Source organism: Sphingobacterium sp. MAE (genome assembly GCF_056711605.1).
Genome location: NZ_CM160044.1, coordinates 2,079,085 through 2,093,643, shown reverse-complemented (window position 1 = coordinate 2,093,643; position 14,559 = coordinate 2,079,085). Strand labels below are relative to the sequence as shown.

The window sequence follows — 14,559 nt, the reverse complement described above, 5'->3', positions numbered from 1 at the left end:
AGAGTTCCGTGGTTCAACAATTTCGGGACTCTTTCTTTTTAGCATCTCTTAGCACCAACAAACTCCGTGTCATGGAACTCTTCCCTCCTATGCCATTCTAGATTTTCTGCTGTTGGGGGTGTTGTTTAATTTTCTGTAAACCCTTTGTTTGGTATGTTTAATTTTAAAAATGACTCAAGATCGTTGTCTGGAAATAGATTATTAATTATTCCATCTGGAGCCAACTGCCTGCTACTATCAAAAATAAGAATATCATGGGATCTGAAGGGTACAGGGCTATTTTTGTCATATTCGACCATCTCGGTACTGTATAAATAATCTACTTTTGTCTTTTTTCTCTTCACCTTGGGTAACTTTGGGATGTCACCTCCAGCAATAACCTGATTAACTGATTTCTGAAGTACTGTTATACTTAAATTTTCATCTATGCAAAGCCTAGTAAAACGAAAGACGAGTTCTGCATCATTTAAAGGGAGTAATACTTTAAGATATTTCCAAGTAATTACTGTGCCCAAGATACCTACATGTATCTCGTCCTCAATAAGGGTAGCAAATGTAATGGCAAGTTTGATATTTTCAACATTGAACAGATTCCCCCATTTCTCTGTTAATCTTCGTGATTCCGCAGCGATGAAGTCTTCATCATGTTGCATCTTTTTATCTATAAAATATTTCCCGATCTGCCATTGAAAATTAATGTGGGAATTATTTAAACTTTGGAGGATAGTATAGCGTTTTGAACCTATAAAATCCGAAGTCAACTCATTATTCAGCATTTTAGTTATTTTAGTTGAATTTCGCAATGTGATTGAGGATTTGTTTCTATAATTTATTAACGACATGTTCAATGAACCAGCTTGGTCGTTTATCATTCGGTACCAAAATTTCAATCTGTCCCTTGATAACTTGTGCAATCATAACCATTGTTTCACCTGAGTTATCGAACAAATAGGCCTTATCTGCAATGTAGATAGCAGGCAGTAAATTGTTTAATGTTCGATGATAACGTGCAGTAATTTTCCGTTCCGGCACACCATGACCTCCCTTTTCTTCTTTTATATTGACACGTGAGACGTTGATATTGGGGTCATCAATACATATAAAATAAAGGTATGTTTTATAGTGCTTTTCCTTTGCTTCGGTTATTTCGTCCAATTTGGATGGATGACTCATGACAGTTTCAAAAGAATAACTGGTGCCCTTTTCGAGCAAATGATAGCGAATAAACGAAGTAATTAAAGATGCTTCATAGCTATGGGTATCTGCTGATTGATCTACAATCAGGTTTTCCACAAGTGCAATATATATAGGTTGCCCGGAGTCATGAGCTTTATCTAGTAAGGAAACCGATTCGGGTCTTAATAAAAATGTATCCAGATCTTCTTGCGTAAGACGCAGTCCGAACTTATCAAGATTAATAAAATTGGAATTCCTTTTCAATATCATCTGAATTTACAAAATAGCCAGTATTAAACTGGCTACCAATCTGCTTAAATAAGGTAGATTTTCCAGAACCATTAGGGCCTGCAAATACTCTTAGCCTTTTTGCTTTAGGCATAGCACCGATCCTTTTTTAAGACGCACTTTACTTTTCACCTTTTCAAGCTTTTTTATCGTTCGCTTAGAACCATCTGCGAATTTTTCAATAACATACACATCCTCTACTATTTGAATAGGTAACCCTAAAGCTCTATTCTCTCTATTGGCTACTATTGAAGCTTCTCGTGCAACTTTACTTAATAGTTGACGTTCCTCAAGTTTTTGCATGTCTTTTAAGATTGTTGATCTCATGATAACCTCCTGTATGCTATCAAATATACCAAAACTATTGCTTTAAACATACAGTTGACGCTACATCGCAAGCCCTAGTTGAATGATCCGCTGAAAAAGGAAAACCCTTTTTTTAAATACCATATAGTAATGGAGATATCGTAAAAGCATATGCTAAACCTTATACACTGACATGATCCCTGTTTTAGTAATCGATAACTATACATATAATAGCGTTGAGAAACTGAAGTGGTCTGGGAAAATATTGGTTATAACTTCCCTTCTCATTAGTATTTATTGGCGGTGGAGCGCTGGGTGGTGGCATTGGAGTGATTATAAAAGATAAAATTATTAAGAAATAATGAAAGCACAAACCTTAAATACTTAAAGGCAATCGGTTTTGCTATCAGTGCATTTGCAGTTTACTTTTTGATTAGCGCAGTGATCTGGGGCTAGTTTAGTTAGAAAATATAAAGGATGAGTAGACCAATATATTTTTCGAAGGGCACTGATTTGGAAGTAAAAAGGATAGAATGGATGGAAGTCATGGAATTTAGCTCTGGATGATAGGTCTATCGCAGAAGCATAAATAAAAACTTAAAATAGATCTCCGTAATTCTTTCTTACAGGAATGATCTCCTGGACGTTGACTGCATTTTAGGATTATAGGGAAAATTTGTAAAGGTTTTTTAGCACTAGAAAAGATGTTTGGCGCGAATGACTATGATGCCAAAACTGATCATGATCATGCTTATGATGGAAAAAATAGCATAGATAACGGTAAAACCATCACTTATACCAATACCTTCAGCATAATATATGTCCATATGAGCAGGTACATTTTTGGGGTCGACACTCCTAAAATCATTTACTAAACGAACTTGTTGTTGTTTATAATTAAATTGGAGAACCGGATAATGTACATATCCAAAGCGTTTGTTTTTTACACTGTCTAGCCCAATGACATCGGCTTTGATCTTAGTACCAAAGAGCATCAATCTGCTATCTTTGAATAGACCGTATGCTAGAAATAAACCCAGTAAGAGCAAAATAACACCGAAAGTTTTTTTGATGATCATGCTTGGAAATCGTCTATTTGATTATACTAATAAAACGAAGATAGTATTTTTATCTGATGTATAATATGCATCTTTGATACAGAGCTCCCTAAAAAATGATCACCATATTGGCGATGATTATCCTCTCTCCGTCCTATGTTATCCAATCAGATCAAAGATAAACTTCCGAATATCTTCGATAGCACGGATGGATTCGCAATCCTAATATGTGAAAGACAGCTATCGTTTTATAAGCCAGCGAATGTCTTTTACCCCCTATCACAGTCTGTCCCATACTTAAATGAGGATGAACTATTCTATATCAGGATTGTTATAAACTTATGTTATCATTTTTGAACATGTAATTGATTTCAAATAAGAACTCCATTAGTATGCAGAACACTCGTAAAAAGCTTAAGATCTTGTCATCGATGAATATGGTGCTACCACTGATCACTTTGTGCGCTGCTACTGCGTGTACAGAACGATCAGGCTCTGATAAAAGTAAAATAAATACCACTGTTCATAAAGAGGATACACTGCAACTCAAAAAATCAGAAGAACAGCATACACCGCTCCTTGATATCAAGGATATCAAACAAGCTTATGCGAATACCAATAAAGAACTGATCGACGGTCAATTGGATTCCACAACATTCAAATATTCGTGCAAGGATGAAAAAAATGGGACGGTGAGTTATTTTACAAAAAATGGTAAACTTAAACTCATTGTCCACAGATATAATGAGTATGATCATTATTCTGCTGTAGATCGTTATTTTGTACAGGATAGTACTTTATTTTTCACTTACCATACGAATGTAACTTGGTCTTTTGAAAATGGTCCAGAAGGCTCGACGAAAGATAACATCAAAGAAAATCGGACTTATCTGATTGCGGAGAAGCCGATCAAATGTCTGGAAAAAAAATTCACCATACACTCAAAAGCATCCTCTAATCCTGACCCGGAATCAATCCCTAACCGGGATGTTAATTGCCAGTCGGCAGAAATTGTATTAAAGCCATACCACATATTGACAAAATACCGATTTAAACCTACTGCAGACTGCTTGGAATGATCCAAATTGGAGATTGTCTATTTTGCTTAAAAAAGTGGGCAAGATCATATCCATCTTTAAAAACCAACTCATTCATTAACAGTAATTATCCATAATATATATATATGATTCGTCCATTCTCTTTCTTTATCCTTGCTGCTCTACTATTTGCAGGCTGTCAAAATCAAAAAAATGTTTCTGAAACAACTGAAGCTAAAGCTGATACGTCCACGTTAATTCCTCTTGAAACACAATTACGAGTGATTGACACTCATTTTTCCACAGATTCAGTACAATTATCGTTCATGGTGCTCAACCACTCGGACACTGTGCAGCGATTTTGTAAATGGGAAACACCCTTTGAACCGTTATTAGGAAAATATATGGAGATTATCGATGAACAGTGCACAGGAGATACTCAAATAAAAAAACAACAAACAATACAATGATAACTAGATAGTTGACATAGGAATATCACACATCCGATGACTATTGATTTTCTAAGGAGTCCAAACTGAATTCATAAACATCCCCCAAGTACCCGTTACATTTTATAAAAATATTTTTAGGGATTTCGGAAAAATCAATTTTGATGACTAAAGATTGATCACAGTCATTTTTGTCTGTATTATAAAATAATAGCTCGTTTTTATCTAACTTTATCGGCAAATCACTCATTCCCCCTAATACATATTTCCCAAAGTAGTTTTTATTATGATCATACAACAAAACAGCACCTGTAGTATGTTTATGAGGTCCCCATACTCTACCCCATGTAACTATGTAATATTTTTCCTTGGTTTTGGTCTCGATCTCGCCTAGATAAGTTATAGCGGCTTCATTGATGTAATCCTTCTTGTCACTAAGATTAAATGTAAAAATCTGACCAATAACGCTTTTGGATAAAACAAGCAAAACAACATCTTCTTTGTCTTGAGAGAGTCCTGCGCAAGACAAACAAAGCAAAATTGAAAAAATTAAAAGCTTGTTCATAGTTCTACTAATTTTGTGAAGTTGGTTTTAAAGAATTACGTATCATATCCTGTCCATATTGTGAAGCACCTGCACCATTATAATTGATAATAGCTTTATGCCCGTCCCTAAAACCCTTTGGGTGTCACATCTTATATACCTGCATTAATTGAGGTAACAGGGTCAGGTAGAATCATTCCCTTTTTTTACTCGAATATATGCTATTTTATAAGTACTTTCCATCAATAAAATAATTAATTTCAACTTGTGGGGCATAGTCGGATGCAATACAATGACAGCTACACTACATCATGAGTAAATTTACCAGGATATAAAACCATCCATAATCCGCCGATTATAAATACAATATTGATACAAGCAAATATCCATTTTCTTTTTTTATTAAAATTAATTACAATATCCATATGTGTATTATTTATAAATTTCTTCTACGAAAGCACTTGGTACCTTCTAATTTTTGAAGACTGTAAGGATGCTTCTCTAAGCTCTCGTATATAATTTGAAACTAAAATACGATAATCTTGATCTACAGCCACCAAGCCACGATTAAAAGCTCGATCAAGGTCAATACATAATATATCCCCTAACAGTTGTAATATGCTTGAGGAATCTCAACTGCTATTTTTGTCATTTGCTCCAATCGCTGAGCAAACTGATCGAAGAAATACGTATCTGCTGTAAAAACATACAGATATTCTTCGGTGCTAAGATGCACCATAAAATCTGCATATCCGGGTCCTTTGGCGGGAAGGATATTCTGAAAAGTAAAATATTTTATCTCATCAAAATCTAGAATCAGTGCAGTATCTATCCCTGCAAATCCTATTTTTTGATTAACATCGTCTACCCAGACACCACTTTGGTTTTTCAGTAGTTGATGTATCTTGGAGGGCACATTTTTAATTGCACTACTTTTTGTATAACTGATGCTCATATCCAATTTTTTATGAAAGGAAATGATTTCAGTAACCTGCATCACGGTTTCATATGCCTGGTTTTCTAAAAGATGATGGTATTGTCGTTGGTTGTAAAAATGCAACGAAGTACTGCCATCATCGTAACCATAATCTGCATCGAAGGTATAACAAATCGAGGCTTCAATGCCTTTGCTCAATGCGAACCTTAAATGGCATTGATCATTTCTTTCATAGCCATACTGGTCGATGTCGATATCCTCATCGATCCAAAGCTCCCGAAGTTGTTGGTAACTTTGATCGGTATTGGTTTCATCATAGAGCTGCACAAAAAACTCTTGAACGGGTGCATTTGATCTTGTATTTTCTGCATATATTTCCAATTGGAGAATCAAAAGTGCACCGATCCTGACGGGATACTTGAATCTTAAATATTTTACGCCAAAATCGCTGAAATAGGTTTCTACACAACCTAATGCTTCCAATTGCTCATATGTCGTATCCCAAGATACCATCTGCTTAGGTGCTGTATTTACTTCGTAGCCAAAATCTTCGTCACCTGGATAGGTATCCAGAATCTGGTAATTTTGAGCCATTTTCTTGGTCCAAATTTTTACTTTATCATCTTCCTTTTTGGCTTTACTGACGGCAAAAAAGGTTGTATTGTCAAAATGAAAACGTTCTGAGAGTTCCGGATATACTTCATCAAACCCATTTAATTCCGTAGAGATATAGTGTTGATGATCTGCAAAAAGGAACAGAAAGGGCACATTGCCCAAAATCTGTACATAAGCGTATTTTAAAGTCTGAAGATTGGCCTTTTCGAGATGGCCATGATCTTTGTAAAAAAGCGTATCGCCGTCTATCCAAATTTCTTTTCTATGCATTGTTCTATTTTTTTTTTAGCTAATTTACTACGGATATCAATCCTCTTCTTTCCATTGATGCAGATCATCAGTGGTCTTTGTAGATTTCACTTTCCCATCAACATACCTCTGCACTTGGTATGTTCCAGAATCTAGACGTTGAATCGTGATACCATAGTCGGGCTTACTTTTAGCATTGTAGGATACCGCTCCCAAATAGTTTTTTTCATCGTAAGGAAAGCTGTAGGAATGAAATATAGTTGCGAAATTTCTTTTATCCATATTGCCTAAATCACCAAGTTTGTTGTGGAGTTGGTCAAAAAACAGGTTTAGATCTCCGTCAAACTCAAACGAAAATTGTGAAAATAGAGGGCTTAAGAAGTCATTCTCTAGATCGTCCATATCGGGAAATGTTGTCTTGATAAAATGAAATTCGCGCAATATGCCATCTTCGTCCAGATAATAAGCTGTCGTAGCATGAGGTGCTATTTGATCTATTTGTTGGACACTCTTTTGGGAAGTAGCTACTCGCTTTTTTCCTTTATAAAAATCAGCTTGCAGAAAACCGTCTTTTTTATAGATATGCAGTTCGTTATTTGACTGCATATCATGGATCATCACCTTATTATCTTTCAACTGAAAATCCAATCGATTAAAATAATGCATCGCAAATAGATCAATCATAAAACCTATGAGCTGGCCATTTTGATACTGATCGATTCGTACGACACCATGAGGCAATTCATGATACACAGGACCATCCAACGCTTTCCCATTGTGGTAAGTCGTTTTTAGTGTGTAATTGACTGGTGCAGTTTGCGTATCCATGTTGAGGTAATCTATCGCATATTTGGCGACCAATTGACCGTTTTGGTAGTAATTGACATAATTCAACTCTCCCAATAGTTGTTCATCACTAATCTCATAGCCATTAAACGGTCTACCGTCCTTGAGTTCTAATTGATAGACATGTTTTTGATCGTCAAAAATCCTGATGGTATTGGTTTCCTTTAAATTAGGATTCACTTGTTTCATTTCTTTCCATTTGTGTGATGTTTCTTTTGAATGATCCTGAGCGCAAAGTATTGCCGTGCTACATGTCAAAAGCAATAGGGTCATGATGTATCTGAACATATCTCTTTATATTCTAGTGAGTTTGAATTGTTCTCCATCATTTGTAAGCTCGGAAGCCATATTTCTTGATGGTTTGAACATCCTGATGTCCATCCAAGCCAAATATTGTTGTTGGTACGGATCTGCTAGCTCTTTGCTCATATCTGAAACGGATATTTTTCACTTAATTGATGGTGAATTTGGTTAAATACTGTAGTGAACTGAACTTTTGTCTCCTCAGAAGTTCTACCGTGCTCGTCCATCATTGCTTCTAAATCGCGAAGCAAAAAAGCCATTTGCACACTTTGAACAAAATTAATTCCCATGGATTCAAATCCTTCATCATAGTCATGGTCGTAAAAGAAAACCATTCCTTTTTTGTCAAACAACCATCGATCACCTTGTCCTGTTCCTGCAAAAACCCAAAATTCTTTCGTTGCAAATTCTTTATTTTCGTTCACCGCTTCTACGGAATTGAATAATATAAAATCTCCTGAAATTTCAATGGTTTTAAATTGCGTAACCCATTTTCTATATTTTTCAGGAAACGGGAATTGCAGTGTTTTAGGAAAATTCTGAACACAGCTTTCGGATTCCGAAAACACGGTTTCTATTTCCATAGTCGTTAATATGTGGAAGGGATTCATGGACTTTTCTTTTTCATATTTTAAACGTTAATGACTTCAATAATAGTTCATTTATTTTTATAATTCTGGCATTATTGATCGCCACCGAGGCGCTGTCGTGTTCAATCTTCGGCTCTCCCCTAATACTTAAGTAAAACGCTATTTCTTCAATTTCATTATCCATTTTTTTAACCAAATTAAACCACCAGCTATTTCACCGCCTTACTTTTAATGATTATTCGAATTAAAGATAACAAAACTGTGGAGATGAAAATATCCCTGATACAAATGATTTTTAGTCTGATGTGATCATATTAAAACGTTCATCTTGTCAAAAGAAACAACCTCATTTAGATTCATGTTTGTCATAAAAATTGAAATATCTACTTGAGCGTGATTTGATCGTATTTTTGAATTCCTATTTTTGAAGATCGGTAAGCTCTGACCGTTCTTACCTTTCTTTAGCCTTTTTTGAAAACTTTATCATTTCCAAGTCTCTGCGCGGTAAAATAGATATTCTCCGCATCTACCTTATGGTTTAAACTTGCTTCGTATGCTGTCTCACCCACAACTAAAAACAAACTATCGGGTGAAACATAAGACTAAATACCAGCTTATCCAAAAAATCAGGTATTTTGTTCAGCTCGCTCATATGTTTCAATAGATACATCCATTTATCCCTATCAGTTTTGATATCAGTATCATGCTTTTTAAAATTCGGTAAAACTAAGACGCAAGTAAAGTATAGTTGACCTAATCCTGAAGAGCGTTGGAGTATAAAAGCATCTACATATGGTTAAGAAAGCGATATACTATATTAAATTGATAAGATTGTGTACCTTTAAACTACGATGTTATATGTAACCTGTGCTATAATTGAACATAATAATAAAGTGTTGATCTGTCAACGTTCTGCTAAAATGAAGCTCCCGATGAAATGGGAGTTTCCTGGTGGCAAGATCGAACTGGATGAATCGCAAGAAGACTGCCTAAAAAGGGAGATCAAAGAAGAACTGGGAATGACAATTTCTACTGTCAGAACACTGACAGCGGTAGAATATCAGTACCCTGAATTTGCCATATGCCTCTATCCTTTTATTTGCAAATGGGAATCTGGCGCTATACTCGCAACGGAACATAGACAGGCAATATGGGTAGAACCGTCGAAATTAATCAACTACGACTGGGCGGATGCTGACCGGCCGATCGTACGTGAATATTTGAGTTTATGAATTTTGGAATACACGAATCGCTGATAGCACAATCTTTAGCTAAATAAATTGAACAAATTGCCTACTGAGTTATCACATTATGGGATCAAACCGAAAAGAACTTGTACTGATACATCCATCTATATGCCTGAATCAAAAAGGCTGAAAGCTGAGCTTTATATTTTAGCAGATGCTTCTACTCCAAGCGTGCCGGAAACGCTCTTAGATATTGTAAAATATGCTAAAGTCAAAAGAAATTATAGTTTTTGGGGCTGATGGCAAAATTAATCTTCTAGAACTATCAGTTATTGAATAGGAAAATGAATAATGAAGCCCAGATAAACATTGATAATAATAAAATAGATATTAAAAAATAATGGAATTAAATTTTAAAACGGAAAGATTATATATACGACCAATTTCAGAACATGATATTGAAAATGTTCACCATTTACACAGTTTAGCAGAAACCGATGAATTTAACACTTTAGGAATTCCAAAAGATATACATGAAACAAGGAAAATTGTTGAGAGCTGGATTTTAGAAAATAACAAAAGACACACATTTGCGATTGAACTAAAAAATGAGCACGAATTCATTGGGTTGATCGGAATCAATTTAGGAAAAGAAAAATATAAAAATGCTGAAGTATGGTTCAAATTGGATTCCAAATTTTGGAATAAGGGCTATGCAACAGAAAGTTTAAAAAGAATAATCGCTTTTGGTTTTAACGATTTAAATCTTCATAGAATAGAAGCAGGTTGTGCTGTGGCGAATACAGGTTCTATACAGGTATTAGAGAAGGCTGGAATGTTGCGAGAAGCACATACCAGAAAATTATTACCACTAAAATCGGGTTGGTCTGATAACTACGGATACGCTATTTTATCAACGGACTAATTCCTGTTTTTAAATTATGAAAACAACAGCAAGGTAAATAAAATTATTGTTCTGCTACTAAAACCAAATCATGTATGAAAAAACTAATCCTACTTGTATGCTTACTATCAATAACGTCATTCGTTTTTGGACAGAGCGTTAGTGAGACAAAATTCGCAACTGAGAATAATACCGGTACTCAGAAATATACTTACGCATATATCGTAATTAAAGGGAAATTTCTATCTAAAAAACTCAAGGTCGATGTTGATCTTGGTGAAACTGAAGAGCAGATGAAAGCGGGTAAAGAATACTCCGATTTTCTAACGAATAAGAAGTCATATGCAGCTATTCTCAATCACATGGTGGACAATGGGTTTGAATTAATCGAAACAGTAGACTACAACTATGTGTCTTCTGGCGATGGCGGTACATCAGGCATTGTATTTATTATGAAAAAGAAGAGAGATGATAATCAGAAATGATTATAAAAAAACTAACCACTAGATATGAATAGCCAATTTACATTACCCGACTTTCCGAACTCTAATTTTGAAATGAAATATTCAACTTGGTTTGGTGAGCAAACTTTATACATGGACGATCTACCTTTAGAACGATCTAATGAAAAAGGTAAACCATTTTTAATTCCATCTCACACAGGAGAAATACTAAAGGCATATCCAAAAGCTGGCTTTCCGAATATTGTAAGAGCTTTAGTAATCGATAGTATCCAATATCGTATTGTAGAAAGACTGAAGTGGTATGATTTTGCTATCGCACTGCTCCCCTTTTGCTTAGTCTTTATTTTTAAAGGAAACAGCATAAGCATAGGAATTGCTGTCGCGATCTCGATTTCAAACTTAGAGATCCTTCGAAATAATAACAGCCAAAGGATGAAGTACCTAAAAGTGATCGGTTTAACAGTATTTGCCGCTACAGTTTATTATTTAATGTCGCAGTTGTTTTTAGCGTGGAATAAATAGAAGAGTAATAGCTCATGCACCATATAAGCGCTTAGGATTTTAATTAGCCTTGTAACTATCTACACAGATATGAGGTTCTTGTAGAACGGTAAAAATATAGAACAGGAAATTAATCTTTATTTTGATAAGAAATGATCAATTACACTCCCCTATTTAATAATAACCTTTCTATAATTATTCTTACCGAAACCCTACTTAATGATTTAGAGGAGCCTTACCGATTGTTAATGCTAATTTTGCATTAAATCGATAAAAGAATAAATCAAGAAATTATTCATCTTTTACGAAAGAAATACCAGTTTGGATTTTCCATTCTTCTTTAAGAATACTGTAAACATAAGTTCCTTTACTTCGTCCGTAAGATTGAATATTGTAATTTCTTAAAAGTCCCTCTTTGATGGCTCCAAGCTTTTCGATTGCCTTTTGTGATTTCAAATTATTGATATCGATTTTAAATTCTACCCTTCTTAGGTCTAAAATGTCGAAGCAATAATCAAGAAGAAGCCCTTTGCAGATTTTATTGATGCCTGTCCCTTGAAATTTTTCACCAATCCAGGTCCATCCAATTTCTAATCTTTTATTCTGAAAACTAATATTTCCAAACATCGTTAATCCTACAGGATCATGGGTTTCCTTTTTTAAAATAATCAAAGGGTATAGCACTTTATCTCTTTTTGAATTTAGACAGAAGTTAAAATAATCCGCCAAATCATTTCTATTGTGCACTCTTGCTCCAAACTCTCCTAATTGCTTACTATAACTTATCGATTCAATTTTGTCAATATCTTGAATGTTCAAAGGACGTAATAAAATTGATTCATTTTCAATAATCAATGTTGATGAGAAGAATGTTTCTAGGTTCATTTTTGTAATAGATAATAATAATTTAGACCGAACTAATATATGAATAATTTCGTAAGACTAGCTGTACTGATACATTACAGATGCTTAACTGCTATCGTTTAATGGACTCTTCTTTTTCATTTCAGCGCTATGTTTTTAATATAAAATCTGTACTTGTGAGTTCGTGCACACCCAAAAGTATTGTTGAGTAAAATAGCCTACATATAAAGAAATAGGATCAACTAGGCTTTGTTGAAGGGATCAATGAAGAAAAGACACTATATATAGAATGGGCAGTAAGCACACAACATATGTGATAAAAACAATGAAGTCAAAAGATCACAGGAGTAGATACTGACAATCTGCTTATCAAAGTCATCAATTGACAATATGTTAAAATCCATGAACACGACGCGATTATCCGTCAAAATCACCACAGTCATGTTCTTTAAAAAGAGGCAAAGCTACTTTGGTGGTAAAATACCTCGCTATTCTTTTATTTTTTAAGGCTACTTTCTGACCGTCAATCACCAATTCATAGACAGGCGCAGGATCGAGTTTGGTTAAAATAAAAGTGTGCTCTGCAGTTTTGAAAATGGTTTTGTTTTCTTCAATAGCGGTTGAGAAAGCATCAATTTCAAAAATATCTTTTTCATCGCAGACATTGGTCTATATCATTTTATTCTCTGTCACCGATAAACGCGCTAAGTCACAGGCATAGCAGTTGCCAGAGAACTCCATTCCGTATTTTTCATATACATTCGTACTCATACTATCCAGTATATCGATAGGTAGCAATGCAGAAAGATCATTCGATAGCTTTCTTTTTGTTTTCATACTCTTTTCTGATAGAGATGCAGAAGCTGTATCCGCGTGGGCATGTGAGACAACTCTTTTATCTGCGTTCTTTTCTTGAACAGGTGAACAGGAAGTCAGCAAAGCCAGCATTATGGAATAATTGATCATTACATTTTTCATATGCATATCATAATTTTTAGTCCTCAATTTATCGTTTTTAAAATTGTGTAAAATATGAGCGACAACAAATCCCTACTTTCAGCCATATTCACCCACTTTAAATAGTGATATCTTTGTAAAAAGATAAAACATGAAAACTTTATATCCATTCTTGCTTTCATCCATGCTTATATCTTTTTTAGGATGCAATCCTAAAAATAAAACCACGGAAAAGAAGCAACATCAAGCTGAAGTTACGCAGAAAATCATAACATTTGATCAATTCAAAAAGATAAAAGGTGTAGATAATATACAAGATGTACCCTTTCAATTATTCACCAAGCTCGATTCTATCCATTTTTTTGTAGCGCCGAGTAAAGATGCAGATCGCCTGAAAGTAGCTTGCAAGAAGCTGGATAATTACTACGGCTTTGAAGAGTTTGATGACTTCTACGCCATTCATTTTAGCATTAATAACAATATTTCAAACAGCATTGAAGCTTTTGTTCTAAAGTCAGAATTCACAGCCTCATTTGACATGACTTTAAAAGGTGTAAATCTTGATGAGATCAGAAGCAGTTTATTGAAAAAGTCTCAAGATTTTAAAAATAAATCATTTCGAAAATTCGGGACAATAACAGAAGTGTCTGAACAGGAATTTAAAACAGCTACTCAAAAGCGGATCAATGAAGTTTTAGTGAAAAATCCACAAGTAAAACTTAAAGATGGGAATTGGATATATAAGGAAAATGCAGAAGAAATCATGATCGTACAGCATGAGAATATCACGACAGAAGACGGAATTTTATCAAATGAATATATTGGACTATCCCCTTCCCTGAATTTAGAAGTTTTCAAAGAAAATTCGCCAGAAGTATACGATTTGTACTATTCGTTTTATAGTGTCAAACCCGAAGCTAAATTTAAAACCTTTACTGGTGGGTATCCACAAATTATCCCGAGTAAAAAATGGATTTCTTATGTCAATTCGAACCATGATGTAGGAAGTGATTTTGCGATCAGCAAATACGCGGAGCAAGTTTCTGAGCAAGAAAATTTGTTGTATATTAACTTTACCAACTTCAAAATTGCAGATCAGACAAAAGCTTTTTGGACAGATAACGAGACTTTTTATACCGAAGTTTATCCTACAAATTCAGCTCCTTCAAAGGGTAAAAAACAAAAGGCATCTTACATAAAAATTCAATTGAAGCCTAATCTACTTGAGTAAAAAGAAATATCATTTGCTATGGTAAGATAAACCCCTAAAACTAGGGGTTTATT

Annotated in this window: 18 protein-coding genes; 8 read left to right on the top strand and 10 right to left on the bottom strand. The window is 34.6% G+C overall.

The genetic code is table 11. The features are described from left to right. Positions 1-125: 125 nt before the first annotated feature. The 4 genes from AC06G9_RS08835 to AC06G9_RS08820 form a co-directional block, all read right to left on the bottom strand. Positions 126-776 carry a DUF1016 N-terminal domain-containing protein gene (locus AC06G9_RS08835; RefSeq protein ID WP_170114458.1) on the bottom strand — a complete coding sequence of 217 codons (651 nt, stop codon included), beginning with the start codon at positions 774-776 and terminating at the stop codon, positions 126-128. Between the two features lie 46 nt (positions 777-822). Continuing rightward, positions 823-1,440 carry an ATPase gene (locus tag AC06G9_RS08830; protein WP_480957913.1) on the bottom strand — a complete coding sequence of 206 codons (618 nt, stop codon included), beginning with the start codon at positions 1,438-1,440 and terminating at the stop codon, positions 823-825. Between the two features lie 96 nt (positions 1,441-1,536). Continuing rightward, positions 1,537-1,791, bottom strand: coding sequence for a hypothetical protein (locus AC06G9_RS08825; protein ID WP_480957912.1), 255 nt, complete (start codon positions 1,789-1,791; stop codon positions 1,537-1,539). Between the two features lie 674 nt (positions 1,792-2,465). After that, positions 2,466-2,849, bottom strand: coding sequence for a hypothetical protein (locus tag AC06G9_RS08820; protein WP_108157668.1), 384 nt, complete (start codon positions 2,847-2,849; stop codon positions 2,466-2,468). 371 nt (positions 2,850-3,220) lie between these two features. On the opposite strand from AC06G9_RS08820, the gene AC06G9_RS08815 reads away from it, so the two are divergent. Together AC06G9_RS08815 and AC06G9_RS08810 are read left to right on the top strand one after the other, a co-directional pair. After that, positions 3,221-3,907: a hypothetical protein gene (locus AC06G9_RS08815; RefSeq protein ID WP_480957911.1), complete on the top strand. Its 687-nt coding sequence runs from the start codon at positions 3,221-3,223 to the stop codon at positions 3,905-3,907. 104 nt (positions 3,908-4,011) lie between these two features. Next, positions 4,012-4,335 carry a hypothetical protein gene (locus AC06G9_RS08810; protein WP_480957910.1) on the top strand — a complete coding sequence of 108 codons (324 nt, stop codon included), beginning with the start codon at positions 4,012-4,014 and terminating at the stop codon, positions 4,333-4,335. A gap of 40 nt (positions 4,336-4,375) precedes the next feature. On the opposite strand, the gene AC06G9_RS08805 is transcribed toward AC06G9_RS08810, so the two are convergent. The 4 genes from AC06G9_RS08805 to AC06G9_RS08790 all read right to left on the bottom strand — a co-directional run bounded on the left by AC06G9_RS08805 (position 4,376) and on the right by AC06G9_RS08790 (position 8,419). Next, complete coding sequence (locus AC06G9_RS08805; RefSeq protein WP_480957909.1) at positions 4,376-4,879, bottom strand: hypothetical protein; 504 nt, start codon at positions 4,877-4,879, stop codon at positions 4,376-4,378. Between the two features lie 583 nt (positions 4,880-5,462). Beyond that, positions 5,463-6,680 (bottom strand): hypothetical protein, encoded by a 1,218-nt coding sequence (locus AC06G9_RS08800; protein ID WP_480957908.1) that lies wholly within the window; start codon positions 6,678-6,680, stop codon positions 5,463-5,465. A 36-nt stretch (positions 6,681-6,716) separates the two neighbouring features. Then, positions 6,717-7,694, bottom strand: coding sequence for a hypothetical protein (locus AC06G9_RS08795; RefSeq protein WP_480957907.1), 978 nt, complete (start codon positions 7,692-7,694; stop codon positions 6,717-6,719). A gap of 236 nt (positions 7,695-7,930) precedes the next feature. Then, positions 7,931-8,419 carry an SMI1/KNR4 family protein gene (locus AC06G9_RS08790; RefSeq protein ID WP_480957906.1) on the bottom strand — a complete coding sequence of 163 codons (489 nt, stop codon included), beginning with the start codon at positions 8,417-8,419 and terminating at the stop codon, positions 7,931-7,933. A gap of 830 nt (positions 8,420-9,249) precedes the next feature. Between AC06G9_RS08790 and AC06G9_RS08785 the strand changes: the two genes are divergently transcribed. The 5 genes from AC06G9_RS08785 (at position 9,250) to AC06G9_RS08765 (ending at position 11,475) form a co-directional block, all read left to right on the top strand. Then, complete coding sequence (locus tag AC06G9_RS08785; protein ID WP_480957905.1) at positions 9,250-9,630, top strand: (deoxy)nucleoside triphosphate pyrophosphohydrolase; 381 nt, start codon at positions 9,250-9,252, stop codon at positions 9,628-9,630. 123 nt (positions 9,631-9,753) lie between these two features. Next, positions 9,754-9,885, top strand: a complete 132-nt coding sequence (locus AC06G9_RS08780) for a hypothetical protein (RefSeq protein WP_262508775.1) — start codon at positions 9,754-9,756, stop codon at positions 9,883-9,885. A 100-nt stretch (positions 9,886-9,985) separates the two neighbouring features. Beyond that, positions 9,986-10,510, top strand: a complete 525-nt coding sequence (locus tag AC06G9_RS08775; protein WP_108157660.1) for a GNAT family N-acetyltransferase — start codon at positions 9,986-9,988, stop codon at positions 10,508-10,510. Positions 10,511-10,584: 74 nt separating this feature from the next. After that, positions 10,585-10,974, top strand: a complete 390-nt coding sequence (locus AC06G9_RS08770) for a hypothetical protein (RefSeq protein ID WP_480957904.1) — start codon at positions 10,585-10,587, stop codon at positions 10,972-10,974. A gap of 24 nt (positions 10,975-10,998) precedes the next feature. Continuing rightward, a complete protein-coding gene (locus AC06G9_RS08765) occupies positions 10,999-11,475 on the top strand; it encodes a hypothetical protein (protein ID WP_146170988.1) in 477 nt (158 codons plus the stop codon). A gap of 270 nt (positions 11,476-11,745) precedes the next feature. Here the strand turns inward: AC06G9_RS08765 and AC06G9_RS08760 are convergent, their stop codons facing one another. Together AC06G9_RS08760 and AC06G9_RS08755 are read right to left on the bottom strand one after the other, a co-directional pair. Continuing rightward, entirely contained in the window at positions 11,746-12,339 is a 594-nt protein-coding gene (locus tag AC06G9_RS08760; protein ID WP_293924714.1) for a GNAT family N-acetyltransferase, read from the bottom strand. 648 nt (positions 12,340-12,987) lie between these two features. Then, complete coding sequence (locus tag AC06G9_RS08755) at positions 12,988-13,296, bottom strand: hypothetical protein (RefSeq protein ID WP_480957903.1); 309 nt, start codon at positions 13,294-13,296, stop codon at positions 12,988-12,990. Positions 13,297-13,426: 130 nt separating this feature from the next. Here AC06G9_RS08755 and AC06G9_RS08750 point away from each other — a divergent pair, with 130 nt between their 5' ends. Then, entirely contained in the window at positions 13,427-14,506 is a 1,080-nt protein-coding gene (locus AC06G9_RS08750; RefSeq protein ID WP_480957902.1) for a hypothetical protein, read from the top strand. Positions 14,507-14,559 lie beyond the last annotated feature (53 nt).

Bases quoted from the DNA above. Each gene is read 5' to 3' on its own strand.
- AC06G9_RS08835 (WP_170114458.1), bottom strand. From the start codon at position 776: ATGCTGAATAATGAGTTGACTTCGGATTTTATAGGTTCAAAACGCTAT.
- AC06G9_RS08825 (WP_480957912.1), bottom strand. From the start codon at position 1,791: ATGAGATCAACAATCTTAAAAGACATGCAAAAACTTGAGGAACGTCAA.
- AC06G9_RS08820 (WP_108157668.1), bottom strand. From the start codon at position 2,849: ATGATCATCAAAAAAACTTTCGGTGTTATTTTGCTCTTACTGGGTTTA.
- AC06G9_RS08815 (WP_480957911.1), top strand. From the start codon at position 3,221: ATGCAGAACACTCGTAAAAAGCTTAAGATCTTGTCATCGATGAATATG.
- AC06G9_RS08810 (WP_480957910.1), top strand. From the start codon at position 4,012: ATGATTCGTCCATTCTCTTTCTTTATCCTTGCTGCTCTACTATTTGCA.
- AC06G9_RS08805 (WP_480957909.1), bottom strand. From the start codon at position 4,879: ATGAACAAGCTTTTAATTTTTTCAATTTTGCTTTGTTTGTCTTGCGCA.
- AC06G9_RS08800 (WP_480957908.1), bottom strand. From the start codon at position 6,680: ATGCATAGAAAAGAAATTTGGATAGACGGCGATACGCTTTTTTACAAA.
- AC06G9_RS08795 (WP_480957907.1), bottom strand. From the start codon at position 7,694: ATGAAACAAGTGAATCCTAATTTAAAGGAAACCAATACCATCAGGATT.
- AC06G9_RS08790 (WP_480957906.1), bottom strand. From the start codon at position 8,419: ATGAATCCCTTCCACATATTAACGACTATGGAAATAGAAACCGTGTTT.
- AC06G9_RS08785 (WP_480957905.1), top strand. From the start codon at position 9,250: ATGTTATATGTAACCTGTGCTATAATTGAACATAATAATAAAGTGTTG.
- AC06G9_RS08780 (WP_262508775.1), top strand. From the start codon at position 9,754: ATGCCTGAATCAAAAAGGCTGAAAGCTGAGCTTTATATTTTAGCAGAT.
- AC06G9_RS08775 (WP_108157660.1), top strand. From the start codon at position 9,986: ATGGAATTAAATTTTAAAACGGAAAGATTATATATACGACCAATTTCA.
- AC06G9_RS08770 (WP_480957904.1), top strand. From the start codon at position 10,585: ATGAAAAAACTAATCCTACTTGTATGCTTACTATCAATAACGTCATTC.
- AC06G9_RS08765 (WP_146170988.1), top strand. From the start codon at position 10,999: ATGAATAGCCAATTTACATTACCCGACTTTCCGAACTCTAATTTTGAA.
- AC06G9_RS08760 (WP_293924714.1), bottom strand. From the start codon at position 12,339: ATGAACCTAGAAACATTCTTCTCATCAACATTGATTATTGAAAATGAA.
- AC06G9_RS08755 (WP_480957903.1), bottom strand. From the start codon at position 13,296: ATGAAAAATGTAATGATCAATTATTCCATAATGCTGGCTTTGCTGACT.
- AC06G9_RS08750 (WP_480957902.1), top strand. From the start codon at position 13,427: ATGAAAACTTTATATCCATTCTTGCTTTCATCCATGCTTATATCTTTT.